Here is a 24,602-nt window from a genome sequence, read left to right as displayed (position 1 = left end):
TACAGCGACGATATCCCAGTTGCTGGGCACTTGCGGATTTCAGAATGCTCAAGACGTTATAGTTATCAATCTGATGATGGCATTTATGTTTCTAGTATTGCCACCTTGCTAGCGGAAGGCTATGACGCTGGCAGAAGTAAGAGTAGGTACGGCAGAATGAAACGCTGGCGAGTTAGACTGAGCTGGCAGTGATAAGGCTTGACAACAAGGTAAATCAAGCAAACATAACATCTGATCTTACACTCTAAACCATTGCTGTAAAAAGACTATCAGCTATGTTAATGTGGGGGATGTTTATCAACGAATCAGCTATCCGCTTACCAACGTGAGTTAGCTTTGTAAGCAGGTATACTACAAACCTCGGATGAAAGTATGGTCAATCACAATTATCCAGAATCAGGCGCATTCAAAATATCTCCTGAATTTCTTTCCCTAGATACAGAAAACCCAAGATTGTTCTTGCCTGATGCTGCTTCACGAAACAGTGAACCAGAGTTAATTAAATCGTTAGCTGATAATAGTGATCTTAAAGAATTGATTGTTTCGATTGCGAATAATGGTTTTTTAGATATGGAGCCATTAATTGTAATTATAGATCCTAATAACAACGATAAATTCAGAGTGTTAGAGGGTAACCGCCGCTTAGCAGCAATTAAAGCAATTCGTTCTCCGGATATAGCTCAAAAATGTAGAATTAAAATTCCTCCAATGTCAAAAAAGATATTGGATACAATGAAAGAAATTCACGTTTACCGTGTTAAAACAGAGGAAGAAGCAAGAGGCTTCATCGGTTTCAAACATGTAAATGGCCCTCATAAATGGGATTCATACGCCAAGGCTCAATTTGCATATAAATGGTATAAAGCTGAAAAAGAAGAAGGCATAACCATAGATGATATAGCAAGGAAACTTGGTGATACTAACCAAACAGTACGTTCACTTATAAGCGCAATGTTTGTTCTCGAACAAGCCCAAGAAAAAGGGGTATATAATTTAAACGACAGAATGACTCCTAGATTCTCTCTTTCTCATTTCTATACAGCTCTTGGAAGGCGAGAATATATGGATTTCCTCGGTCTCGACCGTGGCTGGAGTAATGCGCCAGATGATAATCCTGTAGATGAACAACACCTAGATAATCTCAGAGATGTTCTAATAGGCTTGTATGGTTCTAAAGAAGAAAACCGGGATTCATTGATTAAAAGCCAAAACCCAGATGTTAAGAAATTTGGCGAAATTTTAGTAAATGCAAAGGCATATAATGCTTTTAAGAGCGGTGCAGATCTAGATATTGCCTATAATGATGCTGGGGATGCTAATGGGAAACTCAGTGCAACGTTAGTAGGGATTAATTCATTACTCGATAAGGCATCGTTACTTTTAGATAAGATCGAATTCATTAATGATATAAATAAAGAGAATATATCAGAAATGGCAAGGAAATTTGAAAAAATAGAATTCCAGTCTAGTAAACGGAAAAGTAAAGACATTTAATAAGGAATAGGAAATATGTTATTAAATACTTTTCCAGTAACGGGTCCCGTTCAGAACCAAGCTGATTGGATTGAATTAAAATGTCTTTCCGATGAATTCAATTTTATGCCTGTAGCTGACATCCGTTCTGCTATAGAATTACAGGACGATTATCAAGATGATGATATTGCAAGAGAGGATGGAGAGGTTGAATCTGAAATAGATTCAATTTTACATGAAATTAGATCAAGACAGGAGCACATGAATGATACTTATCCATTTCAGATCGAAGATGGTGGTTCTGTAGTTTCACTTGTAACTTCTATTAACGAATTAACTATCCCGCAAAAAGTATATCTTTATTGCCTTATTTTTTCACATATTTTCAATAGCCCTTTGCTGATTGTTGATGGTACCCCACTTCCTGCAGATAGAGATATTCTACAAATATGTGCAACAATTGCAGCTGCAGGCTACGTTCGGGGACATTCAATATCGTTCGGTTTTCCCAGGAGAGATCATTCTAATTTCTACAACAAGGCGTTCGAAGTAATTAATCTTTTAGGTGAAGGTGAGCTGCACCCCCTAGAGGATGTAAACCCTGTGCATTCACTATCCCCCAAAGATAGTGGAATTGATGTCATTACATGGGAGGATAGCCATGATAAAAGAGCGGGAAAAAGAGTTTACTTTTCTCAAGTGGCTTCAGGAAGAAACTGGAAAGATAAACCAGTATTACATTATATCGATATATTTAGAAATTACTGGTTAAGAAAACCTATTCTATCAAGAATAAATGATGCGATTTTTATTCCCTATGAAATGATGGATGATGTAGACAATCATTACACAGCAGAACAATTATTAGAAAGCCAACTTAGCACTCTGGGCACAATATTTTATCGAAGGCGCATCCCTGTTCATTTTAAAGAGGGCATGCAGCTAAAAAGAGACAATGATAATCTTTCCATTGAACGCATTGATGAATGCCATAAAATTTCCGACTATGTTGATGGTAAAATAAACTTATTAAAAGCATTGGCAGTATAATTAGTGATTGCATTCTAATGAGAAAAAAATGTAGAATAGAGCCATTTTTCTGAAAACTAGGTCTTTTTATGCGCAATGCAACTCCACTTCGTTACCCCGGCGGGAAAGGGAAACTAACTGAATTTCTCAAAGATTTAATTAAAATCAATGATTTAGAGGAATGCACTTATGTTGAACCTTATGCTGGAGGGGCTGGCGTTGCGTTAAACTTACTATTTGAAGGTGTAGTATCGAAAATCGTATTGAATGATTTGAATCCTTCAATTCATGCTTTTTGGCATAGCGTATTATACGAAAATGATGCCCTCTGTAAGAAGATAAAAGAAACACAAGTTAATATGCATGAGTGGTACAAGCAAAAGGAAATTCAGTCCAACGCCCAAGAGCACTCTCCATTAACTCTGGGATTCTCTACCTTTTTTCTCAATAGAACAAATCGCTCAGGAATAATCAACGCCGGGGTTATTGGAGGGAAAGAGCAGACAGGAAAATGGAAAATTCATGCTAGGTATAATAAAGAAGATTTAATTAACAGAATCAAAAAAATTGGTACTCTTTCTGACTCTATAACTCTATACAATAGAGATGCAATTCTTTTATTAAATGAAACAATTCCTTTATTAGAAGGGAAAGTTTTAGTTTATCTTGACCCACCTTATTATATAAAAGGGCAAGGTCTGTATCAGAATTTCTATCAACATGATGATCATGTAAACATAGGTAATACTGTTACTAATAGGCTTAAAAGTCCTTGGATAGTCTCTTATGATGCGACAAAAGAAATATTAGAGATTTATAAAAAACAGAAAAAAATAATCTATGGGCTAAACTATAGTGCTCAACGAAAACATGTTGGATCTGAAGTAATGTTTTTTAGTCAGGATTTAGAAATACCAAATACGGTAAATCCATCAAAACACGCAAAGAAATAACTATTTTGTATTACATTCATTATATTCACAATGAATGTAATACAAAAACTTATAGCCAATGTTTAGGTATATCAAGGCAAAAGTTCTTTGCTACATAATTTAACATTTTAATTATTTCCCCATGCCGTTTAACATCAAAACTGTCGCCATTAGCACGGATTCTAATTATATTTTCAAGCTCTTTTAAATCAAACATATTTAAATTATAAAAGTTTGCCCACGTAGGATCACCAAATAAATTATATATAGTTTGTGTATCATCCCTTTCACTTGCCAACCTTTTCTCTCCTTTTATTTTCATATAGGCAACCTCAGCCTCTTCTTTCTCTTCATATGTATTTAATAACTTCATAAATATGGTCTCTTATAAACAATAAAATCAATCTTTTCAGTACATCAAACGTTATTCAAAATAATAACATATATACATGCTCTAATATTTACTGTCCCCAATTAAAGCATCGTTATTGCGCTTCTTCAATGCCAAGCCTTCAGGTATTAAAATATTATTCGCTGTAATAAGCAGTTCTGTTCCAATCTTTTTCTCAGCTGCGGAATAATTTAAGGTATACAGATATTGACTATACTTATTATAAATATCGCTGATCTCCTTCGCGTTATCATATGTCAATATCCAGGGATGGTTGATCTCTGAAATTGCCTTAGAGACTGTTTTATGTTCTTCAGCATTATAATAATTCGTATACAAAAAAGATCCCTTATCAAAATAAGGCGGGTCAATACAGAACATAGCTTTTTTCGGTAAAAGAACATCCATTGATTTAATAAAATCAATAGCATCCATATTATAGAGATGAATTCTATGCTTGTACTTGTTTATTCTTTTTATTTTATCTATTAATCTTTTTTTATTAAATCTACAATCTAATGCGTATTTACCATTTTGCTCAAAACCACCAATAACTCCAGCTTTTAATATAATTCCGGATCGGTTAGTTCTATTTAAGAAAAAAGTTGAAAACCCTAATTCAAATACATTGCATTTATTTTTATCATTTTGGATATCTCTCTGCTTATACCATTCGGCTATTGTAACATCGGTATCATTAATTTTTTCAATAAAATCCTGTGTATTATTTAATATACTATACCAAAAAGCCCATATCGAACGGTCGAGATCATTCAAATGAATTTCATGAATATGTTGATTAAACATTAAGGACAAAGCCAGCCCACAACCTCCAGCGTAAGGTTCAGCGTAATGCCCGCCGTTAATATCGTTCGAGCGTATTATCGTCGAAACCATCCTTTGGATTCCCGTTTTCCCTCCTGGATATCTTAGCGGTGAAGGTGTGGCTGACATATATTTTTCCATTAAATGTTTATAGACAAACTAATACTATATTGTAAGATAGTTTATCCTTCATGGCCAGAGTCTTGGATAAATATTTTACTCAACATGAACATAAGGATATGAGAAATATTATCCCAGTGAACTTTTAATGCTTTAGGATCGGGATAAAATCCTCCATGAGCATTTGCTCCAAGTGTCTTTGGCGAGAGAGGATTCGTTGTGTCCGTTTGAACTCTCTTTAAGGCTTCAAGTGCTTTCTTTTCATTTTTGTTGAGTTGCGCTTTATTCTCTTCAATTTTCTTTATGATTTTATCCATAACAACATGTTCAGGCATTTTCTCAGGATAATTTCCATACAGTTTTTCATATGTTAAAGAATATACGTTCTCTAGAAATACACGACAAACAACGGCAGATGCTAAAGTATATTCAGAACACTCAAGGGTCCTCAGTTCATCGAATATTCTTTTTAATATTTTATCGGGAATGTTAACTTTAAAATCAGATGGTACTATATATTTCCTATTGTTTGGGCTTTGATTATTCCTGCTTTTCTTCTCCGGATTTGCACTATTATTATCATGATTGGAGATATTTTTCTCAAAGAGATCAGATGGCTCACAATAACCTTGAGGTGCAATCTTTTCAGATTTTAATTTTTTAGCATAATCCTCCCAGTCGTTCTTTCTGGATCTTGAAGTAACATTATTACTCCCATTAATTAGATCCTTAATAAAAACTTCCAAGACACGATCGAATTCATCCCTAGGAACATCGATCACAACATTTGGCTCAGAACGTCCCGTTTTTACTCCTATTGTAGAACGAAATATAGGATTACCGAGGAATCTAGAAGCCGTAGTTAGAACACCATCCCGTCGCTGCTTGTCAATGAAACCTTTTTTTTCAGCATAGTCCAATAACTTTAATGCCAACGTATTATCCGACGAGCCAAAGTGTCTCGTTTTCTGAGTGGCATTCCACGTCAATAATCCGGCACCATCTTGCTCTCCATTATGTCGTAATTCAATCCATTTATTAGCATCGTCTCTAGATGAAAATAAAATGCACTCAACAGTCTCTGGAATAACAGTACTATGTTCTGCTAGTCGTCTGAAATAAGCTCGTTCATTTTCAGGGCATAACTCTGGATCATTCAAAAGAGTTAATGCACAGACTCGCCTATTTCCTTCTAGCGCAATTAAATTTCCATTTTCATTCTCCATAACAGCTAATGATTCAAGAGGGCTAGTACCGTTCTCTGAAATACTTTTAGCTAAAATTTTTATTTTTTCATTTCGAACTAAATAATTAATAATCTCACCTCTGTCGCTTATCGGGTCGTGACGAGGATTCTTACTATCCAAATATAAATCCAGAACATTAACAGAAATTCTTTTCATTTTATCCTACCCTGCATTAAATATCACCAACCATACCAGATCACATTATTGATAATGCAAAAAAAATATAGTCAACCCCAAATATCATTCATACACATCCAAGATACTCCAATCCACTTCGTTGAAAAAGACAACCCAAATCGAGCAAAATCAGACTTATTTTTTTATCAAAAGCCTTTGCACTTTTCCAATACGTAATAGAAAACTTTGTTGTGTATCAATTTTTTAACACTCAAAATTAAAAAGTAATGAACATGTTGCGCTTCTGATGCATAAATGTAAATTTAGTTTCATCTCACTTCTTCTGTACTATTAAAATATGGAAAACACATGATCTAACATATATTCAACCAATAGAAGAGCTAAATCCAATACAAAAAACTGCTTTTAATGCCTCATTGCTGATTGCGACCAATCAATATGCAATAAAAACTCTCCTAACAGCGTGTGCTGTTAGGAGAAATGAGATCTTTCATATATTTCGGGCGAAATCAAATGGGCTGAAACACTTTTCTCTATTAGCATCAAGATAGTCCGCCCACCACTGCAGCATCAGTCTGCGCTCATCCAGATGCTCGGCCTTATGAATATAAGCCGCTCGCACAGAGTTACGCTCCATATGGCTCATCTGGCGTTCTACCGCATCCCTAGACCACAACCCTGACTCAATTAATGAACTACAGGCCATTGTCCTGAAGCCATGCCCGCAAACCTCAACCTTCGTGTCATATCCCATCACGCGCAGCGCCTTGTTAACCGTATTTTCACTCATCGGTTTACGAGGGTTATGATCTCCAACGAAAACAAAATCACGATCACCACTGATCTTGTGAACTTGTATAAGGATTGCTAACGCCTGACTAGACAGTGGCACCAAATGAGGCGTACGCATTTTCGAGCCACGCTGTGAATGCTTCACTCCTTCAATAGCTTCTCGTTCAGCCGGTATTGTCCACATTGCCGTTTCAAAATCGATTTCAGACCAACGCGCAAAGCGCAGTTCACTGGAACGAATAAAGATTAACAAAGTGAGCTCAACAGCCAAACGAGTCAAAGGGCGTCCAGTGTAACCGTCTATTCTGTGGAGTAGTTCAAGCAGGCGTTTCAGCTCAAGTGCAGGGCGATGGACACGGTTACTGGAAGCAACTGCGCCAGCCATCTCTTGGGCCGGGTTGTAATCAATCAAGCCACTTTGAACGGCATACCTCATTATGGCAGTTGTCCGTTGCTGAAGACGAGAAGCTACTTCAAAACGGCCTGTAGCTTCTACAACTTTGATAGGAGCAAGCAGATCGCGAGTTCTCAGCTCCTCAATACTACGTTTGCCGATTGCATGGAACAGATTATCTTCCAGACTTTTAAGCACCCGCCGACTGTGGTCCTCTGACCATTTCTTATTTGTTGCATGCCAATCTCTGGCAACTGACTCGAAGGTAATAGCCTCTTTCGCCTGTTCTTCTTTCACAGCACGTTTATGCTCGCGAGGATCGATTCCAGCAGCAACAAGCCTCCTAGCCTCTTCCCTCTTCTGCCTCGCATCGGCTAACGATGTTTCAGGATACACACCAAATGCGATCAAGTGCTGCTTACCGCCAAAGCGAAATCGGAACCGCCAGTATTTTGAGCCGTTGGGGTGAATCAGCAAAAACATGCCATCGCCATCGACTAGGGTGTACTCCTTTTCCTGCGGTTTCGCAGAACGTACTTTAGTATCTGTCAGAGCCATAAAAGTTCTCCTTCCATGTGCCGCTGTGAGTATACAACCATTATCGAACCAGCATATATACTCGGTTCTATACTCACAAGCGACTTGATGTGGGTTGACTCAGATTGACTTCTGTTGAAAGGAAAATCGCGGAAAGCCTTACGGATACTGGATTTCAGGCACAAAAAAAGACGTCCGTTGACGTCTATTGATGTTCCGATGGTGCCGAAGGCCGGACTCGAACCGGCACGTATTTCTACGGTTGATTTTGAATCAACTGCGTCTACCGATTTCGCCACTTCGGCACTGAAGGGGATGCGGAAACGTTGTGGATTATACCTGTCGCGCGCCGCCATGCAAGCGACGACGCGCTAAACCCACGCTAAGTGCCCAAAAAACCAGCGCCCTTTGTTACTCCAGCTCAGACACCGCGAGGCGAATCACGCCCGCCGCCTTCGGTTCCGGCAGCTTCAGCACCTTCGCCCACATCTCCTGCACCATGTCACAGGAGAGCTTCTCTTTGCCCACCGCCTTCTCCGGCATCTGCAGCAGCTGGATGTCCTCACCGTACTTATCGGCAAGATCTTTCATAATCGGCCGCACGTCAGCGACAGCAGTTTCGCGTTCTGCCTGGGTCACGGTGTGGTGATTTTTGCCGTAGGCGGCGCGCATCATGTCGGCGTCGGCCTGCATGCGTCGGGACATCATCTCTTTATCAAGCATGCGCATCGGGTTGATGCCGCCCTTCACCGCCGGGTAGAGGAAGCGGAAACAGGCGTCGTCGCTCACCTTCTGGATAGCGGCGGTCTGCTCCATATTGATGGTCATATAGTTCACCACGCTGGCATCCGGCGCGTTTTGCAGACGCCTCATCTGCAGATGCAGGATCTGCGGCTGGATGGTGTCGATAATCTGCTGCTCCGGTTCACCGGCTTTTTGCAGGGCGGCAATCTGATCAAGAATGCGCTGATGCAGCACGGGTTCCTGCTCCTTGATCACCTGCCAGGCGGGCATCTCGTTCAGGGTGGCGTTTAACTGCTGTTCAGCGCTCTGCTGCTGTTTGTCGAAGAACACCCAGAACGCCACGGCGGCAGCCACGACAACAACAACGACGGTACCGATCCACGTTTTTTTCATCTCGCATCCTTATCCTTTAGCTCAGCCGGTTTACACCGGCACGCCGCTGTGGAAGCGAAACTCGTTATCCGGTGTCGTGATAAGTGTGGCTTCAATTTCACCAAAATGCTGTATGCGCGGTGAGATATCGTTATCACTCACCTGTTGGGCAAGTGTCAGATAGTCCTGATAATGCCGCGCTTCGGAGCGCAGCAGCGAGAGATAGAACTTCTGCAGATCGTCGTCGAGGAACGGGGCCAGCGCGGCAAAGCGTTCGCAGGAGCGGGCTTCGATGTACGCCCCGCAGATAAGCTTGTCGATCAGCGTCAGCGGTTCGTGGGTGCGTACTTCTTTCAGCATCCCTTTGGCGTAGCGGCTGGCGGTAATTTTGACGTAAGGAATGTTACGGGCCAGCATCGCCTCGCGCACCTGCCAGAAGTGGTGCAGCTCCTCTTTAATCAGCAGCACCATGCTGTCGATGAGCGCCTGGCCCCACGGATCGTCGGTTTTGGGCATTACGCTTTTGCCAATCTGCTTGTGCAGGGCGATGAAATCGGGTTCCGGGCCGTCGCGGAAGGTGAACAGTTCGTAGGGTTTGAGCCAGTCGAGCAACGCGTCGGCCCCGCTTTCGTCGGCGACGTATTTGCGCACCAGCAACAGCGCGGTCTGGGCGGCCTTCAGCTCGCACACCATGTGATCGGTGAGGAGCAGCGGCAGGTTTGCCGGGTCGCGGGCTTTATCAATCCATGCTTGCGGGGTCGGGCACTGGAGGAAGTTGAGTACAGGGGCGAGTATCTGCGGGTAATCCATTGTTCTGCCTTGAAAAAAGCGGTGGCACGCGCCACCGCCTGAAACGCTTAGTGACGCACGCCGTCGTCGTCTTCGTCGATGTAATCTTCGTCGTCGCCTTCTTCGCCCTCTTCACCGTTCGGATCTTCGAAGTAGGTTCCCCAACCGTCGTATTCCACGTCAAACTTCTCAGCCAGGTTCATCAGCTGTTCAACCTGGGCGTCGATCAGCTCTGCCTTCAGCGCGCCTTCGCTCAGGATGTCGCAGCAGATGACGGTGTCGCCCTCTTCCACTTCCAGCTCTTCCGGCTCGGTCACTTCGTAACCCAGTTTGAAGGCTTCAACCGCCATTTTTTCCAGCGCGTCGAAATCATCAGCAGAGAAATGGTGCTCAATGGTGTACAGCGCGTCCGGATCGCTACCGTCTTCCAGCAGTTCTTCAATAATCAGGCGCGTCTCTTCGCGTTGCTCTTCCAGGTGTTCCGGGTTTGCCATGGCTCAATCCTCTTTAAAGTGCGGCAGATACTTCTATTTTCACACACGGACGTATTTGCCTCCACCTTTGTAAGAAAGATTTGTGAAACAGGGTTGCAAATGAATAATTACACATATAAAGTGAATTTTAATTCAATAAGTGGCGTTTGCCATGCGAGGATAAAATGTCCGATTTGTACAAAAAACACTTTCTGAAATTGCTCGATTTTACCCCTGCACAGTTCACTTCTCTGCTGACCCTTGCCGCACAGCTCAAAGCCGATAAAAAAAAGGGCAAGGAAGTACAAAAACTTACCGGTAAAAACATCGCGCTCATCTTCGAAAAAGACTCGACCCGTACACGTTGCTCTTTCGAAGTTGCCGCATTTGACCAGGGCGCACGCGTCACGTATTTAGGGCCGAGAGGCAGCCAGATTGGGCATAAAGAGTCAATTAAGGATACCGCACGCGTGCTCGGGCGGATGTACGACGGCATTCAGTACCGCGGTCACGGCCAGGACGTGGTCGAAACGCTGGCGCAATATGCAGGCGTGCCGGTGTGGAACGGGCTGACCAACGAGTTCCACCCAACGCAGCTGCTGGCGGACCTGCTCACCATGCAGGAGCACCTGCCGGGCAAGGCATTTAACGAGATGACGCTGGTCTATGCGGGCGATGCGCGCAACAACATGGGCAACTCAATGCTGGAAGCAGCGGCGTTGACCGGGCTGGATCTGCGTCTGGTGGCCCCGAGAGCCTGCTGGCCGGAAGCGAGCCTGGTGGCGGAGTGCAGCGCGCTGGCAGAGAAGCACGGCGGGAAGATCACCCTGACGGAAGATGTGGCGGCAGGCGTGAAGGGCGCGGACTTTATCTATACCGACGTGTGGGTGTCGATGGGCGAGCCGAAAGAGAAGTGGGCGGAGCGGATTGCGCTGCTGCGTGGGTATCAGGTGAATGTACAGATGATGGCGCTAACCGGCAACCCGGACGTGAAGTTCCTGCACTGTCTGCCCGCGTTCCATGACGACCAGACCACGCTCGGCAAGCAGATGGCGAAAGAGTTCGATCTGCACGGCGGGATGGAGGTGACGGACGAGGTGTTTGAGTCACCGGCGAGCATCGTGTTTGACCAGGCGGAAAACCGGATGCATACGATTAAGGCGGTGATGGTGGCGACGCTTGGGGAGTAATGGACTCTTCTGCGGTCTGGTGCCCTCTCCCACAGGGAGAGGGTGACCCCCACCCCGTAGGCCCGTGCAAGCGAAGCGCCGCCGGGCAAATCAGGCCTGCTCAATTGATTTTTCACCTCAAAAAAGGTACGTTTTCGCCTTAATTCCAGCGTGGACATGCCAGCAAAATGCCAATTATTCAGTCTGTTGAACGTGCGTTGCAGATCCTCGACCTGTTCAACGAGCAGGCCACCGAGCTTAAGATCACCGACATCAGCAAACTGATGGGGCTGAGCAAAAGTACCCTCCACTCGCTGCTGAAAACCCTGCAGCTTCACGGCTATATCGATCAGAACCCGGAGAACGGCAAATATCGTCTCGGCATGAAGCTGGTTGAGCGCGGGCATTTTGTCGTGGGCTCTATTGATATTCGTCAGAAGGCGAAAGGCTGGCTGACGGAGCTGTCCCAGCGGACCGGGCAGACCACCCATCTGGGGATCCTGGACGGACGTGAAGGGGTCTATATCGAGAAGATTGAAGGCAAGCTGGCCGCCATCGCCTATTCGCGTATTGGTCGCCGTCTGCCGGTTCATGCCACCGCCATCGGCAAGGTGTTGATTGCCTGGCTGGGCGAGGCAGAGCTGAACGCCCTGCTGGAGGGTTATCAATACACCACCTTTACTCCCGCCACCCTCGCGTCACGTGAAGCGTTAATGACCGCCCTGGCGCAGACCCGCAAGCAGGGTTATGCCCTGGACAGCGAAGAGAACGAGCAGGGCGTGCGCTGCGTGGCGGTGCCGGTGTGGAACCATGAGTCCCGCGTGATTGCCGCCCTGAGCCTGTCGACGCTGACCTCGCGTGTGGACGATGCCGAGCTGGCCCGCTTCCGCGAGCAGCTTCAGCAGGCCGGGCTCCAGCTCTCACGCGCGCTGGGCTACCCGGCCTGAGCCGTTATAGCGGCTCGTAGGTAAAGTAGTCGAAGTCCGCGTGGCAGCCGTCACCGCTGATGTCTTCGCAGTGCAGCCCCACAAACGCGCCGGTAAAGAAACCGCGCCCGCCGATGTAGTCGTCCGACAGTTTCCACGCCTCATAGGTTACCGGCACGGTGTGCCACGTCTCGCCGTCGAACGAGTAGCTGTAGCGATAAACCAGCGTATCCACCTCCACGCGCAGCCAGATGCTCTGGGCACTCTCCGGCACCGGAATGGGCTGCTCGTGCAGCGGCCATGACGGCACGTTGTGGTCGAGCTGGATCACCTTAATAGTTCTTCCCTGCCCCTCCTCGTAGTCCACAAAGCAGTAGCTCCAGTTTTTGCTGTTGTAGTAGCAGGTCAGCCCGGCGCTCTGCTGGAAGTGGACCGGCGAGAACTGCATCCGCGTCTCCGCCCGGAAGGTGAAATGCTGCCAGCGGCGCGCCACGGTCGACTGGGTGAAGGTCGAGTTAAGCGAGTCGTTGCCGTAGAGCCGTAAATAGCCGGGACGCGCGGTGAGCGAGCCAAGGGAGTCGTCGAACGGAATGCGCAGGGTCTGCAGCTCCGGGTCGAGCGTGCTGCCGTCAAAATCGTAACGCCAGAGACCCTGAGCGGTAGCAGGCTGCTCCGCCACCTGCGGGCCAGGTACGGTTAGCTGCGCGTGTTTGCCGCCTTCGACAAACGGCCAGCCGTCGCGCCACGCAATGCGCGTGATGCCGGTCTCGCGCCCCAGCGGGCAGTAGCCGCGCCCGCCGGACGCCAGCAGCGGCACGCCGGGCAGGCGTAGCGGGCGGCTGGTAAGGTAGGCCATATACCATTCCCCCGTGTGAGTCTGTAACAGCGAACCGTGGCCGCTCTTTTGTAGCGGGTTCTCCGGCAGGTGCCAGCTGGTCATCATCGTCACGTCCGGATGCAGCTCGTACGGCCCGTCGATCGTTTTTGAGCGCAGCACCACCACCGCGTGTTCATAGCTGGTGCCACCTTCGGCCACCATCAGGTAGTACCACCTCTCTTTACGGTATAAATGCGCCCCTTCGGTGTAACAGAGCGGCGTGCCGGTAAACAAGGTTTTGCGCTCGGGCGAGAGCGTCCCGGTCTGCGGGTCAAATTCCTGCATCACAATGGTGTTATGCGGATTGCTGTGGTGGCGCGGCCCCCACGGGCGGTAAAGGTAATATTTGCGGCCATCGTCGTCGTGGAACAGCGACGGGTCGAACCCGCCGTTGCCCATCGGGATCGGCTCGCTCCACGGCCCTTCGATGGAGGGCGCGGTGACGAGGAAGTTGCGGCCATTTTTCCACGGCGAATCGACAATCTTCACGTCGGTGTAGAGCAACCAGAATTTGCCGTCGGCGTAGCTCAGGCACGGCGCCCAGATGCCGCCGGAGTCCGGGTTGCCCTTCATGTCCAGCATCGACACGCGGTCCAGCGGGGTGCTGGCCAGCGACCAGTTTTTCAGGTCGCGGGAGTGGTATATGCGCACGCCAGGGAACCACTCGAAGGTTGAGGTGGCAATGTAATAGTCCTCGCCCTGGCGGCAGAGGGACGGGTCCGGATTGAAGCCGGTCAGGATCGGGTTAGTAATGTGCATAGTGCCTCCGGTTAATGGGATGCGGCTGTCGCGGCGTCGGGTACGGCCTCACCCTGCGTGGCGCGGTGTTTGATCAGCTGCTGGCTGATGGCCTCCACGCGGGCGTCGGTGAGCTTGTAGAGCGACAGCATGATGAACATGCCCACGTAGAGCACTACTGGCACCACGCAGAACAGAATTTTGATGGTGGTGAGTACTTCCACCGGCTGCACGCTGCTGCTGGCGGAGTAGTTGACGTAGGCCAGGATCCAGCCCACCACCGCCCCGCCAATCGCCAGGCCAATCTTCAGGCTGAACAGGTAGGTGGAGAACACCAGTCCGTCGAGGCGGCGCCCGCTGCGGCTCTCCTCGTAATCAACTACGTCAGAGGCCATCAGCCATTGCAGCGGCGTGGTGGTGTTAAAGACGAACAGGAACACAATGTTGAGAGCAAAAATCAGGGCGATATGCTCTGCCGGGGTGAAGAAAATCAGCAGGCTGATCAGGGAGTAAGCAACGATGATCCACTTGAACGCGGTGACACGATCGAAGCGGCCCAGCAGGCGGGAGGAGCAGAGCGAGCCGAACATGGTGGCGAGGCTGCCGTAGAGTAAAAACTGCGTCGCCAGCTCCGGGTGATCCATCACGTATTTCACGAAGTAGAGCGTCGCCCCGCCGCGTACCACGTTGGAGCAGGTCGCCATCATCTTGAACGCACACATGATGCGCCACTGGCTGTTGCCCAGCAGCAGCTTGAGATCTTTCGATACCGACGAACCTGGCTGCACCTCAAAGGTGTAGCGCTCTTTAGTGGTGAAGAAGCAGACGTAGAGCAGCACCACGCCAACCAGTCCCAGCACGCACATGGCACCGAAATACCCCACCTGCTCATCCCCTTTACCGATGATGCTCACCAGCGGCAACGCGATGCCGCTAATGGCGAGCGAACCGGCCGCCGCGAGGAAGAAACGCCAGGACTGCAGGGCGTGACGCTCTTTCGGATCGGCGGTGATAACGCCGGGCATGGCGCAGTACGGCACGTTAACGAAGGTGTAGACCAGCGTCAGGAGAATGTAAGTCACGCAGGCGTAGATGATTTTGCCCTGCGAGGAGAAGTCTGGCGTGTAGAAGGTCAATACGCAGACGATACCAAACGGGATGGCGCCCCACAGCAGGAACGGGCGGAACTGACCGTACCGCGTCCGGGTGCGGTCAACCAGCAGCCCCATCAGCGGGTCGGTCACGGCGTCGAGCACGCGGGAGACCAAAAACAGCGTGCCCATAATGCCCGCCGACAGGCCGAAGACGTCGGTATAGAAATAGGCCAGCAGAAACATTGTGGCCTGCCAGACGAAGCCGCAGGCGGTGTCACCCAGCCCGTAGCCAATTTTGTCTTTCATGGTTAATTGCGTCATCAGAATTACACCCTTATGTAGTGTGCTGAATTTACAACGTCGTGTTACAGGAGTGTAATGAGCTGTTCAATTAACCAGCAATGGTCATATCTTATTTCTGAATTACGTTATTTTGCTTTTGTGACGCCACACGATATATCTCAACTTATTGTTTAAATTGATAAATTACAGATATGCAAAAGCCGCCCGCAGAATATTTTCCGCAGACGGTTTTTAGCTAAAAAATAATTAAATACCGAGCGCTTTTTTACCGGCGTTAATTACCTCAATAATTTTATCGGTGTCATAAATACAGCCTTTCCAGGTGCCGCCGCTCACCGACTGCAATGCTGCCCACAGCCGGGTATCGTCCGGCAAAAAGTCGTGGGCATGCAGGTCCGGGTGCGTCTGCCTTACGGCCAGCTCGCGCGCGCCCTCTTCCGGCGTCAGCGGGGTGTCTGCCGTGCCGATAAAGTTCACGCTGCCCGTCAGGGTCAGGCGGTCCACGGCAATCTCAATGATGTCATTATCGCGCAGCTTGCCAATCGGCCCGCCCGCCAGCGCCTCCGGCGACACGTGGCCAAAGCAGGCACCCGTCGACACGCCCGAAAAGCGCGCATCGGTAATCAGTGAAACCGTTTTGCCCCACGAGATATGCTTCAGCGCGGAGGTGAGCTGGTAGGTCTCTTCCATCCCGGTACCGGACGGTCCGCCGCCGATCACCACCATGATATCGCCCTGCTGAATCTCTTCCCGCTTGATGGCCTTAATCGCCTGCGCTTCCGAGACAAACACCCGTACCCGGCCGGTGTGGCGGTATACGCCATCGTCATCCACCACCGACGGGTCGATTGCCGTGGCCTTGATCACCGACCCCTCCGGCGCGATGTTGCCCGTCGGGAAGCAGACCGTCGAGGTCAACCCTCTCGCTTTGGCACGCCCGGGCGGCAGGATCACGTCATCCGGATCCACGCCATCCTGCTCGCGCAGGCACTGACGGAAGCGTGCCCGACGCTCGGACGCCTGCCACCAGTCGAGGTTTTCACCCACCGTCTGGCCAGTCACGGTCATGGCATCTTCATGCAGCAGCCCGAGCTCACGCAGGTGGAGCATCACCTCCGGCACGCCGCCTGCCAGGAACGCGCGCACGGTCGGGTGGTAGTCCGGGCCATTTGGCAGCACGCTCACCAGACGCGGAACGTTACGGTTGATGCGCGTCCAGTGCGCCACGTCCGGGACCGTGCAGCCCGCCGCGTGGGCTATAGCGGGAATGTGCAGCAGTAAATTTGTGGAGCCTCCGAACGCCGCGTGCAGCACCATGGCATTTTCGATGGCTTTATCGGTGAGGATGTCGCGCGTGGTGATGCCGCGGTTATCCAGCTCGCTAACTGCGCGCGCCGACTGGCGTGCGATCTCCAGCCACACCGCCTGCCCGGACGGTGCCAGCGCAGAGTGCGGCAGCGCCAGCCCGAGAGCTTCCGCGACCACCTGAGAAGTACCCGCCGTGCCGAGGAACTGGCAGCCGCCGCCCGGGGACGCGCAGGCACGACAGCCCAGCTCGGCGGCCTCCTGCAATGATAACTCGTGGTTAGCGAAGCGCGCGCCGATGGTCTGCACCTTGCCCGCATCTTCACCCACGGTCGGCGGCAGCGTCGCTCCGCCCGGTACCAGAATAGTCGGCAGATTGTGCATTGAGGCCAGCGCAATCATGGTCGCTGGCAGCCCTTTATCGCAGGTTGCCACGCCGATCACCGCCCGGCGGGTCGGCAGAGAGCGGATCAGGCGACGAAACACAATCGCCGCGTCGTTGCGGTACGGCAGGGAGTCGAACATCCCGTGCGTGCCCTGAGAACGTCCGTCGCACGGATCGCTGACGAAAGCCGCAAAGGGGATCCCACCGTTGCGGGTGATCTCCTTCGCCGCCGCCTGCATCTGCATGCCGATTTCCCAGTGGCCGGTGTGGTAGCCCAGCGCAACCGGGCGTCCATCCCCGGCACGGATGCCGCCCTGGGTACCGATGATCAGCACCTCTTTCCCGGTCAGCTTATTGGCGTCCCAGCCCATCCCGGCGTTTTGCGTCATACCGAACAGGTTGCCACTGGGTGATTCCATCAGCATTTGCGGGGTCAGCGGCAGCGCGCCCTGTGGCCCCGCCGCGTGGGTGATCACCGCATAAAATGCATCGTCCTGTGGGGTGAAAATGTTCTCAATGGTCATCGTTATCTTCCGGTTCAGCAGAGCTTGAGCTGTTGTAACAGTGTTTTCAGCTGTGCTTTACGCGGCTCGTCCAGCGGTGACGCGGGTGGCAGCACATGCGTAGAGATCGGGCGACCGCAGAGCACTATCGCCTCTTTAATCACGTTCACGAACGGCGTATCGAGCTGATACATCTGCGGAATTTGCAGTAATGTCTGATGATACCCGGCCGCTTTCGCCACGTCCTTATCGCGCCAGGCTTTCAGAAGATTCACCGATACCTGCGGCGCAAAGTTGCCGCTCGCCGATATCGCCCCGTCGCCGCCGAGCAGCAGGGTATTAAAGAGATGATCGTCGTAGCCGCACAGCACGGTGAAGTGCGGATGGGCAGATTTCACGGTGAGGATCATGCTGCGCAGGTGGGCGACGGAGTCGATAGTGTCTTTGATGCCGATAATATTGCGTCGCGAATCGGCCAGGGTTTTCACCAGCGCCGGCGTGAGGTCCTGCCCGGTCAGCGCCGGGAAGTTGTAGAGCATCACCGGCAGCGTAACGCTGTCGGCTACCTGCTCGAAATAGAGGATCAGGTTCGCTTCCGACACTTTCCAGTAGTAGGGGTTAATCACCACGATGCCATCAGCCCCTGCCTGCTGTGCGTGCTGGCTCAGTTCAATGGTTTCCCGGGCGTTGGTGCCGCCGGTGCCGATCAGGACCGGCACGCGACGATCGACATGATCGATGGCAAAACGGGCAATGGTTTTACGCTCTTCGGCGCTGAGCTGGGAGAACTCGCCGCCGCTGCCCAGGAAGAACAGACCATCGACGCCCGCCGCGATCAAATCATCAATCAGCTCGGCGGTGCCCTGTTTATCAAGCTGGCCATCGGCGGTAAAAATGGTGGAGACAGGGGGAATGATTCCCGTAAACAACGCAGACTGCGGCATGAGATCTCCTTGCTGAATCATTTTGTTCTACATTATAGAACAGCGTTCATTAATTTAACGATCATACTATGACGCAGAAAAAGCGCAGGTAAATGGGAAGGGAAGAAGGAGTGCGGAAAATTTAAGCTGGATCACATTATAAAAGGTGCGGCCTGGTGCCCTCACCCTTACCCTCTCCCACAGGGAGAGGGAACTTTTACACACTCCCCATGGGAGGGGGCTGGGGGTGAGGGGTCTTACCCCACCAGCATCTTCACAACAACCTTACGCACCTGCGCAGGCGCACCCACCGCACACAGCGGCTTGTGCACTTCACCCGGCCAGAACACCACAAAATCCCCTTCGCTGAGCACCACGGTTTTCTCCTGCTCGCCCTCGGGCAGAAAGGCGATGTCTTTATCCGCCAGCCAGTCGGTGTCCGGCGTACCGTGCGGCAGTGTGCTAAAGGTCATCCCCTCCTGGCCTTTGAGGACGATCTGAATATCCAGATAGCGCGCGTGATACTCGGCGCGGCGTTCGGCGTACGGCTGGGTCATGTCCTCTGAGATAAGGTAAAACAGGCTGTTGCCGTCAATATCGTGCTTGCCGGTCGGGGTTGCGTCGGTGACCTGTGCCTTAACGTGTTCGATAGCCTGACGCAGCTCTTCGGCCAGCCAGGGCTGCAGATGGTGGATGTTGCCAATAATCATGTTCAAACCCTCAATATAAAACAGCGTTTCATTTTAATCTTTTATACGAGAATTCAGACTGCCATACCACCCCTTTTTAAACGAGATTTGCGCGAACGCATGTTTATCGGGAATTGTGTTAAATATTTGTATGTCGTCCACAGGCAATTATGCAGAGGTTATGCATAACCCCTGCCCGGCGCGATCGCGCAAAAAACTTAACCAACTGAATTTAAATGATTAATAACAAAACTCCGTGTCGCCTCACACTTTACTCTTTTGGTTATGTGCTGAAAAATTCAATAATTATTTATGGATTTTCCTTAAGTCAAAAATAGATAATTGTGAATAATGCATAGCCATTCTTGCTCCTGTTAAAAAGCCTTTTAAATCAGCATGATATCTAATTACTTCAAAAGATTGCCATCTACAAATTAATAACAACCTCGAATAAAGCCAATAGATCATGCTTAGCTATTCATCCGCAAATAATAGCCAATTAATCATTATCTGATTCGAATCATGCAATTGAATACAAACCGCGTAATATCGCTTTTCGCGTGAGCAATATCACATTAACGATTATTCAACCGCCTAGTATGAGTCTCGAAATCAATTGAGCTTAGCCGCCATGGAGTTAATTACACCGCATGGCGCATGCCCTTTTTATTCTGAAAAAACGGTTTAAGGAATAATTATGGAAAAGCATTACGTCGGTTCTGAAATTGGTCAATTGCGTAGCGTTATGCTGCACCGCCCAAATTTAAGCCTGAAACGGTTAACGCCGTCGAACTGTCAGGAGTTGTTATTCGACGATGTTCTGTCGGTCGAGCGGGCGGGTGAGGAGCATGACATCTTCGCAAACACGCTGCGTGAGCAGGGTGTGGAAGTCCTGCTGTTGACCGACCTTCTTACTCAAGCGCTTGATATTGCAGAAGCAAAAGCGTGGCTGCTGGAGACGCAAATCTCCGATTATCGCCTTGGGCCCACCTTTGCCACCGACGTGCGCGGCTGGCTGGCAGATATGCCGCACCGCGAGCTGGCGCGTCGCTTAAGCGGCGGATTAACCTACGGCGAAATTCCTGCCGCGATTAAAAATATGGTTGTCGATACCCATACGGCGAATGATTTTATTATGAAGCCGCTGCCCAACCATTTATTTACTCGCGACACCTCCTGCTGGATTTATAACGGCGTATCAATTAACCCAATGGCCAAACCGGCACGTCAGCGTGAAACCAATAACCTGCGGGCAATATATCGCTGGCACCCGGCGTTTGCCGACGGCGATTTTATTAAATACTTCGGCGACGAAAATATTAATTACGACCACGCCACCTTAGAAGGCGGTGATGTGCTGGTGATTGGCCGCGGGGCGGTATTAATCGGATTGTCTGAACGCACCACGCCGCAGGGGGTCGAGTTCCTCGCGAACAGTTTATTCCAGCATCGTCAGGCCGAGCGGGTGATCGCCGTTGAACTGCCGAAACACCGCTCCTGCATGCACCTCGACACCGTCATGACCCACATCGACGTGGACACCTTCTCCGTCTATCCGGAAGTGGTGCGCAAAGATGCCCAGTGCTGGACGCTCACCCCGGACGGACGCGGCGGCCTGCTGCGCACCCAAGAAACCGACCTGCTGCACGCCATCGAAAAAGCCCTCGGCATTAACCAGGTGCGCCTGATCACCACAGGCGGCGATGCCTTTGAAGCCGAACGCGAGCAGTGGAACGACGCCAACAACGTCCTGACCATCCGCCCGGGCGTGGTGATCGGCTACGAGCGCAACATCTGGACTAACGAGAAGTACGACAAAGCCGGGATAACCGTACTGCCTATCCCGGGCGACGAACTGGGACGCGGACGCGGCGGCGCACGCTGCATGAGCTGCCCGCTGGAACGTGACGGAATTTAAAGGAGCCACTATGGAACGTAAACCCACTCTGGTTGTGGCCCTCGGCGGCAACGCGCTGCTCAAGCGCGGCGAGCCGCTGGAAGCGGAGATCCAGCGCCAGAACATCGAACTCGCGGCCCGCACCATCGCCGGGCTGACGGCACAGTGGCGCGTGGTGCTGGTGCACGGCAACGGGCCGCAGGTCGGGCTGCTGGCGCTGCAAAACAGCGCCTACGACAAAGTTACCCCCTACCCGCTCGACATCCTCGGCGCGGAAAGCCAGGGGATGATCGGCTACATGCTCCAGCAGGCGCTGAAAAACAACCTGCCCCAGCGCGAGGTGAGCGTGCTGCTTACCCAGGTGGAGGTGGACCCCGCCGATCCGGCGTTTACCAACCCGACCAAGTACATCGGCCCGATCTACACCGACGCGCAGGCGAAGGCGCTGGCGGCAGAAAAAGGCTGGATATTCAAGGCCGACGGCAGCGCATTCCGCCGCGTGGTGCCTTCCCCGCAGCCGAAACGCATCGTTGAGAGCGATGCCATCACGGCGCTGATCCAGCGCGACCATCTGGTGATCTGCAACGGCGGCGGCGGTGTACCGGTCGTGGAAAACGCCAACGGCTACCGCGGCATTGAGGCGGTGATCGACAAAGACCTTTCCGCCGCGCTGCTGGCGCGCCAGATAGAGGCCGATGCCTTGCTGATCCTGACCGATGCTGACGCGGTTTACCTCGACTGGGGCAAACCAACCCAGCGTCCGCTGGCACAGGTCACGCCGGCGTTACTGAACGATATGCAGTTCGACGCCGGATCGATGGGACCGAAAGTGGCCGCCTGCCGCGAGTTCGTTGAAGCCTGCGGCGGCATCGCCGGGATCGGCGCCCTGGCCGACGGGGCAGAGATTCTGGCGGGCGAGAAAGGCACGTTGATTCGTAACTGAGACGTTTTCCCCCTCACCCTCACCCTAACCCTAACCCTAACCCTCTCCCTCAGGGAGAGGGAATATAACCGCCGGGGTGAGGGCAACAGAGAGCTAAATTTCAAAAAGGATTTACCCATGACTATCAACCTGAAAAACCGCAACTTTCTGAAACTGCTGGACTTCACCCCCGCCGAGATCCAGTACCTGATCGACCTTGCCATCGAGCTTAAGGCCGCCAAAAAAGCCGGACGCGAAAAGCAGACGTTAGTCGGTAAAAACATCGCCCTGATCTTTGAAAAAACCTCCACCCGCACCCGCTGCGCGTTTGAAGTGGGCGCATTTGACCAGGGCGCGCAGGTGACTTACCTCGGCCCAAGCGGATCGCAGATTGGTCATAAAGAGTCGATGAAAGACACCGCCCGCGTGCTGGGACGGATGTATGACGGCATCGAATATCGCGGCTTCGGCCAGGCGATTGTGGAAGAGCTGGGCGAGTACGCGGGCGTGCCGGTGTGGAACGGCCTGACCGATGAGTTCCACCCGACGCAGATCCTCGCCGACCTGATGACCATGCTGGAGCACGCACCGGGCAAAACCCTGCCGGAGCTGAGCTTTGCCTACCTGGGCGACGCGCGCAACAACATGGGCAACTCGCTGATGGTCGGCGCGGCCAAAATGGGGATGGATATTCGCCTGGTCGCACCGAAATCCTTCTGGCCCGAGGCCGGGCTGGTTGAGCAGTGCCGGGCCATCGCCAAAGAGACCGGGGCGCGCATCACGCTGACCGACGACGTGGAAGAAGGCGTGCAGGGCACCGATTTCCTCTACACCGACGTGTGGGTGTCGATGGGCGAGCCGAAAGAGGCCTGGGCCGAGCGCGTCAGCCTAATGACGCCGTACCAAATCAACGCCAACGTGATGAAGGCCACCGGCAACCCGAACGTGAAGTTCATGCACTGCCTGCCGGCGTTCCACAACGAGCACACCAAAGTGGGCCGCGAAATCGAGATGGCCTACGGCCTGAAGGGGCTGGAAGTGACGGAAGAGGTCTTTGAGTCCCCGAACTCCATCGTCTTCGACGAAGCAGAGAACCGCATGCACACCATTAAAGCGGTCATGGTGGCGACACTCGGCGACTAATCACCGCCCGGCGCACCGTGGGTGCGCCGGGTTGAGGAGAACATCATGGGCAAGTTCAAATTTCCCTCCGCTTACACCATTCTCTTTTTCCTGATTGCCGTGGTTGCCGTGCTGACGTGGATAGTACCGGCCGGGCAGTACCACATGGCGATGAACGAGGCGCTCGGTAAAGAGGTACCTGTGGCCGGCACCTACGCGCACGTCGCTGCGCATCCGCAGGGGCTGGTCTCCGTGCTGATGGCACCGATCGCCGGGCTGTACGATCCGGAATCCGGCCAGGCCGGGGCGATCGACGTCGCGCTGTTTATCCTGATCATCGGTGGTTTTCTCGGGATCGTCACCAAAACCGGGGCGATCGACGCCGGGATCGAGCGCGTCACCACCCGCCTTCGCGGACGCGAAGAGTGGATGATCCCGATCCTGATGGCGCTGTTTGCCGCAGGCGGCACGATTTACGGCATGGCTGAGGAGTCGCTGCCATTTTACACCCTGCTGGTGCCGGTGATGCTGGCCGCCCGTTTCGATCCGGTGGTTGCGGCCTCCACCGTCCTGCTCGGCGCGGGGATCGGCACGCTCGGCTCCACCATTAACCCGTTCGCCACGGTGATCGCCGCCAACGCGGCGGGGATCCCCTTCACCAACGGTATCGCCTTACGCGTGGCGCTGCTGGTGATTGGCTGGCTCATCTGCGTGGCGTGGGTAATGCGTTACGCCCGCAAAGTGCGCAAGGATCCGTCGCTCTCCATCGTTGCGGACAAGCAGGAGGAGAACCTCGCCCACTTCCTCGGCAACAAGGGCGAGCAGTCGCTGGAATTTACCCCGGTGCGTAAACTTATCCTGCTGATCTTCGCGCTGGCCTTCGCGGTGATGATCTACGGCGTGGCGGTGCTCGGCTGGTGGATGGCGGAAATCTCGGCGGTGTTCCTTGCCAGCGCGATTATCGTGGGCCTGATCGCCCGCATGAGTGAAGAGGAACTGACCTCCACGTTTATCAACGGCGCTCGAGATTTGCTGGGCGTCGCGCTGATTATCGGCATCGCGCGCGGTATCGTAGTCATCATGGATAAGGGCATGATTACCCACACCATTTTGCACAGTGCGGAAGGTCTGGTCACCGGCTTATCCACGGTGGCGTTCATCAACGTAATGTACTGGCTGGAGGTGGTTTTGTCGTTTCTTGTGCCTTCTTCGTCCGGCCTGGCCGTACTGACGATGCCGATCATGGCGCCGCTCGCCGATTTCGCTAACGTCAACCGCGACCTGGTGGTCACGGCTTACCAGTCGGCATCCGGCATCGTTAACCTGGTCACTCCTACCTCTGCCGTCGTGATGGGCGGGCTGGCTATCGCCCGCGTGCCTTACGTGCGTTATCTCAAATGGGTGGCGCCGCTGCTGGCGATCCTGACGGTGGTGATTATGGTGGCGTTAAGCCTGGGTGCATTGTTGTAATTTGCCGGATGGCGCTGCGTCTG

General features: G+C 51.4%; 23 protein-coding genes and 1 tRNA gene. 11 read left to right on the top strand and 13 right to left on the bottom strand.

Going from position 1 to position 24,602, the window contains the following annotated elements:
- The 4 genes from ACWKX3_RS18735 to ACWKX3_RS18720 form a co-directional block, all read left to right on the top strand.
- On the top strand, window positions 1–192 hold a 192-nt coding region (locus ACWKX3_RS18735), incomplete at its 5' end, for a hypothetical protein (RefSeq protein ID WP_454542203.1).
- Window positions 193–372: 180 nt separating this feature from the next.
- Entirely contained in the window at window positions 373–1,494 is a 1,122-nt protein-coding gene (locus ACWKX3_RS18730) for a ParB N-terminal domain-containing protein (protein ID WP_454542202.1), read from the top strand.
- A gap of 15 nt (window positions 1,495–1,509) precedes the next feature.
- Window positions 1,510–2,523: a hypothetical protein gene (locus tag ACWKX3_RS18725; RefSeq protein ID WP_454542201.1), complete on the top strand. Its 1,014-nt coding sequence runs from the start codon at window positions 1,510–1,512 to the stop codon at window positions 2,521–2,523.
- 68 nt (window positions 2,524–2,591) lie between these two features.
- Entirely contained in the window at window positions 2,592–3,455 is an 864-nt protein-coding gene (locus ACWKX3_RS18720; protein ID WP_454542200.1) for a DNA adenine methylase, read from the top strand.
- 49 nt (window positions 3,456–3,504) lie between these two features.
- Here ACWKX3_RS18720 and ACWKX3_RS18715 read toward each other — a convergent pair whose 3' ends face one another.
- From ACWKX3_RS18715 to rraB, 8 genes are all read right to left on the bottom strand, one after another.
- Entirely contained in the window at window positions 3,505–3,807 is a 303-nt protein-coding gene (locus ACWKX3_RS18715; RefSeq protein ID WP_454542199.1) for a hypothetical protein, read from the bottom strand.
- 81 nt (window positions 3,808–3,888) lie between these two features.
- Window positions 3,889–4,779, bottom strand: coding sequence for a DNA adenine methylase (locus ACWKX3_RS18710; protein WP_454542198.1), 891 nt, complete (start codon window positions 4,777–4,779; stop codon window positions 3,889–3,891).
- A gap of 53 nt (window positions 4,780–4,832) precedes the next feature.
- Entirely contained in the window at window positions 4,833–6,173 is a 1,341-nt protein-coding gene (locus tag ACWKX3_RS18705) for a hypothetical protein (protein ID WP_454542197.1), read from the bottom strand.
- 472 nt (window positions 6,174–6,645) lie between these two features.
- Window positions 6,646–7,899 carry a tyrosine-type recombinase/integrase gene (locus tag ACWKX3_RS18700; RefSeq protein WP_454542196.1) on the bottom strand — a complete coding sequence of 418 codons (1,254 nt, stop codon included), beginning with the start codon at window positions 7,897–7,899 and terminating at the stop codon, window positions 6,646–6,648.
- Window positions 7,900–8,098: 199 nt separating this feature from the next.
- Window positions 8,099–8,183, bottom strand: a tRNA-Leu gene (locus ACWKX3_RS18695).
- A gap of 106 nt (window positions 8,184–8,289) precedes the next feature.
- Window positions 8,290–9,015, bottom strand: coding sequence for a hypothetical protein (locus tag ACWKX3_RS18690; protein WP_006174222.1), 726 nt, complete (start codon window positions 9,013–9,015; stop codon window positions 8,290–8,292).
- Between the two features lie 30 nt (window positions 9,016–9,045).
- Window positions 9,046–9,804, bottom strand: a complete 759-nt coding sequence (miaE, locus tag ACWKX3_RS18685) for a tRNA isopentenyl-2-thiomethyl-A-37 hydroxylase MiaE (RefSeq protein ID WP_006174223.1) — start codon at window positions 9,802–9,804, stop codon at window positions 9,046–9,048.
- Window positions 9,805–9,851: 47 nt separating this feature from the next.
- Window positions 9,852–10,277, bottom strand: a complete 426-nt coding sequence (gene rraB / locus ACWKX3_RS18680) for a ribonuclease E inhibitor RraB (protein WP_006174224.1) — start codon at window positions 10,275–10,277, stop codon at window positions 9,852–9,854.
- Window positions 10,278–10,376: 99 nt separating this feature from the next.
- Here rraB and argL point away from each other — a divergent pair, with 99 nt between their 5' ends.
- From argL to xynR, 3 genes are all read left to right on the top strand, one after another.
- Window positions 10,377–10,472: a putative translational regulatory protein ArgL gene (gene argL / locus ACWKX3_RS18675; RefSeq protein ID WP_213826104.1), complete on the top strand. Its 96-nt coding sequence runs from the start codon at window positions 10,377–10,379 to the stop codon at window positions 10,470–10,472.
- Window positions 10,442–11,446, top strand: a complete 1,005-nt coding sequence (gene argF, locus ACWKX3_RS18670) for an ornithine carbamoyltransferase (RefSeq protein ID WP_454542195.1) — start codon at window positions 10,442–10,444, stop codon at window positions 11,444–11,446. The genes argL and argF (ACWKX3_RS18670) overlap by 31 nt, the downstream gene beginning before the upstream one ends.
- A gap of 167 nt (window positions 11,447–11,613) precedes the next feature.
- Window positions 11,614–12,372 (top strand): DNA-binding transcriptional repressor XynR, encoded by a 759-nt coding sequence (gene xynR / locus ACWKX3_RS18665; RefSeq protein WP_454542194.1) that lies wholly within the window; start codon window positions 11,614–11,616, stop codon window positions 12,370–12,372.
- Window positions 12,373–12,376: 4 nt separating this feature from the next.
- Here xynR and ACWKX3_RS18660 read toward each other — a convergent pair whose 3' ends face one another.
- From ACWKX3_RS18660 to ACWKX3_RS18640, 5 genes are all read right to left on the bottom strand, one after another.
- Window positions 12,377–13,987 (bottom strand): glycoside hydrolase family 43 protein, encoded by a 1,611-nt coding sequence (locus ACWKX3_RS18660; protein ID WP_454542193.1) that lies wholly within the window; start codon window positions 13,985–13,987, stop codon window positions 12,377–12,379.
- A gap of 11 nt (window positions 13,988–13,998) precedes the next feature.
- Window positions 13,999–15,381 carry an MFS transporter gene (locus ACWKX3_RS18655; RefSeq protein WP_006174231.1) on the bottom strand — a complete coding sequence of 461 codons (1,383 nt, stop codon included), beginning with the start codon at window positions 15,379–15,381 and terminating at the stop codon, window positions 13,999–14,001.
- Between the two features lie 228 nt (window positions 15,382–15,609).
- Complete coding sequence (gene yagF, locus ACWKX3_RS18650) at window positions 15,610–17,577, bottom strand: xylonate dehydratase YagF (protein WP_454542192.1); 1,968 nt, start codon at window positions 17,575–17,577, stop codon at window positions 15,610–15,612.
- 14 nt (window positions 17,578–17,591) lie between these two features.
- Window positions 17,592–18,500 carry a 2-keto-3-deoxygluconate aldolase gene (yagE, locus tag ACWKX3_RS18645; RefSeq protein WP_454542191.1) on the bottom strand — a complete coding sequence of 303 codons (909 nt, stop codon included), beginning with the start codon at window positions 18,498–18,500 and terminating at the stop codon, window positions 17,592–17,594.
- Window positions 18,501–18,736: 236 nt separating this feature from the next.
- The gene (locus ACWKX3_RS18640; protein ID WP_454542190.1) at window positions 18,737–19,189 is read right to left on the bottom strand and encodes a YhcH/YjgK/YiaL family protein; all 453 of its coding nucleotides are present in this window, start codon (window positions 19,187–19,189) and stop codon (window positions 18,737–18,739) included.
- A 676-nt stretch (window positions 19,190–19,865) separates the two neighbouring features.
- Here ACWKX3_RS18640 and arcA point away from each other — a divergent pair.
- The 4 genes from arcA to ACWKX3_RS18620 all read left to right on the top strand — a co-directional run bounded on the left by arcA (window position 19,866) and on the right by ACWKX3_RS18620 (window position 24,579).
- On the top strand, window positions 19,866–21,086 hold the full coding sequence (gene arcA, locus ACWKX3_RS18635; protein WP_454542189.1) for an arginine deiminase: 1,221 nt from the start codon (window positions 19,866–19,868) through the stop codon (window positions 21,084–21,086).
- A gap of 10 nt (window positions 21,087–21,096) precedes the next feature.
- Window positions 21,097–22,008, top strand: a complete 912-nt coding sequence (gene arcC / locus ACWKX3_RS18630) for a carbamate kinase (protein ID WP_006174238.1) — start codon at window positions 21,097–21,099, stop codon at window positions 22,006–22,008.
- A gap of 117 nt (window positions 22,009–22,125) precedes the next feature.
- Window positions 22,126–23,130 (top strand): ornithine carbamoyltransferase, encoded by a 1,005-nt coding sequence (gene argF, locus ACWKX3_RS18625; protein ID WP_006179093.1) that lies wholly within the window; start codon window positions 22,126–22,128, stop codon window positions 23,128–23,130.
- Between the two features lie 45 nt (window positions 23,131–23,175).
- A complete protein-coding gene (locus tag ACWKX3_RS18620; protein WP_058609569.1) occupies window positions 23,176–24,579 on the top strand; it encodes a YfcC family protein in 1,404 nt (467 codons plus the stop codon).
- Window positions 24,580–24,602: the final 23 nt, after the last annotated feature.

The organism is Enterobacter sp. UPMP2052, from assembly GCF_053709675.1.
This window is presented reverse-complemented; position numbering and strand designations above follow the sequence as displayed.

What these genes read in the sequence shown, in the direction of transcription:
- ACWKX3_RS18730 (WP_454542202.1), top strand. Translation starts at nt 373, where the DNA reads ATGGTCAATCACAATTATCCAGAATCAGGCGCATTCAAAATATCTCCT.
- ACWKX3_RS18725 (WP_454542201.1), top strand. Translation starts at nt 1,510, where the DNA reads ATGTTATTAAATACTTTTCCAGTAACGGGTCCCGTTCAGAACCAAGCT.
- ACWKX3_RS18720 (WP_454542200.1), top strand. Translation starts at nt 2,592, where the DNA reads ATGCGCAATGCAACTCCACTTCGTTACCCCGGCGGGAAAGGGAAACTA.
- ACWKX3_RS18715 (WP_454542199.1), bottom strand. Translation starts at nt 3,807, where the DNA reads ATGAAGTTATTAAATACATATGAAGAGAAAGAAGAGGCTGAGGTTGCC.
- ACWKX3_RS18710 (WP_454542198.1), bottom strand. Translation starts at nt 4,779, where the DNA reads ATGTCAGCCACACCTTCACCGCTAAGATATCCAGGAGGGAAAACGGGA.
- ACWKX3_RS18705 (WP_454542197.1), bottom strand. Translation starts at nt 6,173, where the DNA reads ATGAAAAGAATTTCTGTTAATGTTCTGGATTTATATTTGGATAGTAAG.
- ACWKX3_RS18700 (WP_454542196.1), bottom strand. Translation starts at nt 7,899, where the DNA reads ATGGCTCTGACAGATACTAAAGTACGTTCTGCGAAACCGCAGGAAAAG.
- ACWKX3_RS18690 (WP_006174222.1), bottom strand. Translation starts at nt 9,015, where the DNA reads ATGAAAAAAACGTGGATCGGTACCGTCGTTGTTGTTGTCGTGGCTGCC.
- miaE (WP_006174223.1), bottom strand. Translation starts at nt 9,804, where the DNA reads ATGGATTACCCGCAGATACTCGCCCCTGTACTCAACTTCCTCCAGTGC.
- rraB (WP_006174224.1), bottom strand. Translation starts at nt 10,277, where the DNA reads ATGGCAAACCCGGAACACCTGGAAGAGCAACGCGAAGAGACGCGCCTG.
- argL (WP_213826104.1), top strand. Translation starts at nt 10,377, where the DNA reads ATGAATAATTACACATATAAAGTGAATTTTAATTCAATAAGTGGCGTT.
- argF (WP_454542195.1), top strand. Translation starts at nt 10,442, where the DNA reads ATGTCCGATTTGTACAAAAAACACTTTCTGAAATTGCTCGATTTTACC.
- xynR (WP_454542194.1), top strand. Translation starts at nt 11,614, where the DNA reads ATGCCAATTATTCAGTCTGTTGAACGTGCGTTGCAGATCCTCGACCTG.
- ACWKX3_RS18660 (WP_454542193.1), bottom strand. Translation starts at nt 13,987, where the DNA reads ATGCACATTACTAACCCGATCCTGACCGGCTTCAATCCGGACCCGTCC.
- ACWKX3_RS18655 (WP_006174231.1), bottom strand. Translation starts at nt 15,381, where the DNA reads ATGACGCAATTAACCATGAAAGACAAAATTGGCTACGGGCTGGGTGAC.
- yagF (WP_454542192.1), bottom strand. Translation starts at nt 17,577, where the DNA reads ATGACCATTGAGAACATTTTCACCCCACAGGACGATGCATTTTATGCG.
- yagE (WP_454542191.1), bottom strand. Translation starts at nt 18,500, where the DNA reads ATGCCGCAGTCTGCGTTGTTTACGGGAATCATTCCCCCTGTCTCCACC.
- ACWKX3_RS18640 (WP_454542190.1), bottom strand. Translation starts at nt 19,189, where the DNA reads ATGATTATTGGCAACATCCACCATCTGCAGCCCTGGCTGGCCGAAGAG.
- arcA (WP_454542189.1), top strand. Translation starts at nt 19,866, where the DNA reads ATGGAAAAGCATTACGTCGGTTCTGAAATTGGTCAATTGCGTAGCGTT.
- arcC (WP_006174238.1), top strand. Translation starts at nt 21,097, where the DNA reads ATGGAACGTAAACCCACTCTGGTTGTGGCCCTCGGCGGCAACGCGCTG.
- argF (WP_006179093.1), top strand. Translation starts at nt 22,126, where the DNA reads ATGACTATCAACCTGAAAAACCGCAACTTTCTGAAACTGCTGGACTTC.
- ACWKX3_RS18620 (WP_058609569.1), top strand. Translation starts at nt 23,176, where the DNA reads ATGGGCAAGTTCAAATTTCCCTCCGCTTACACCATTCTCTTTTTCCTG.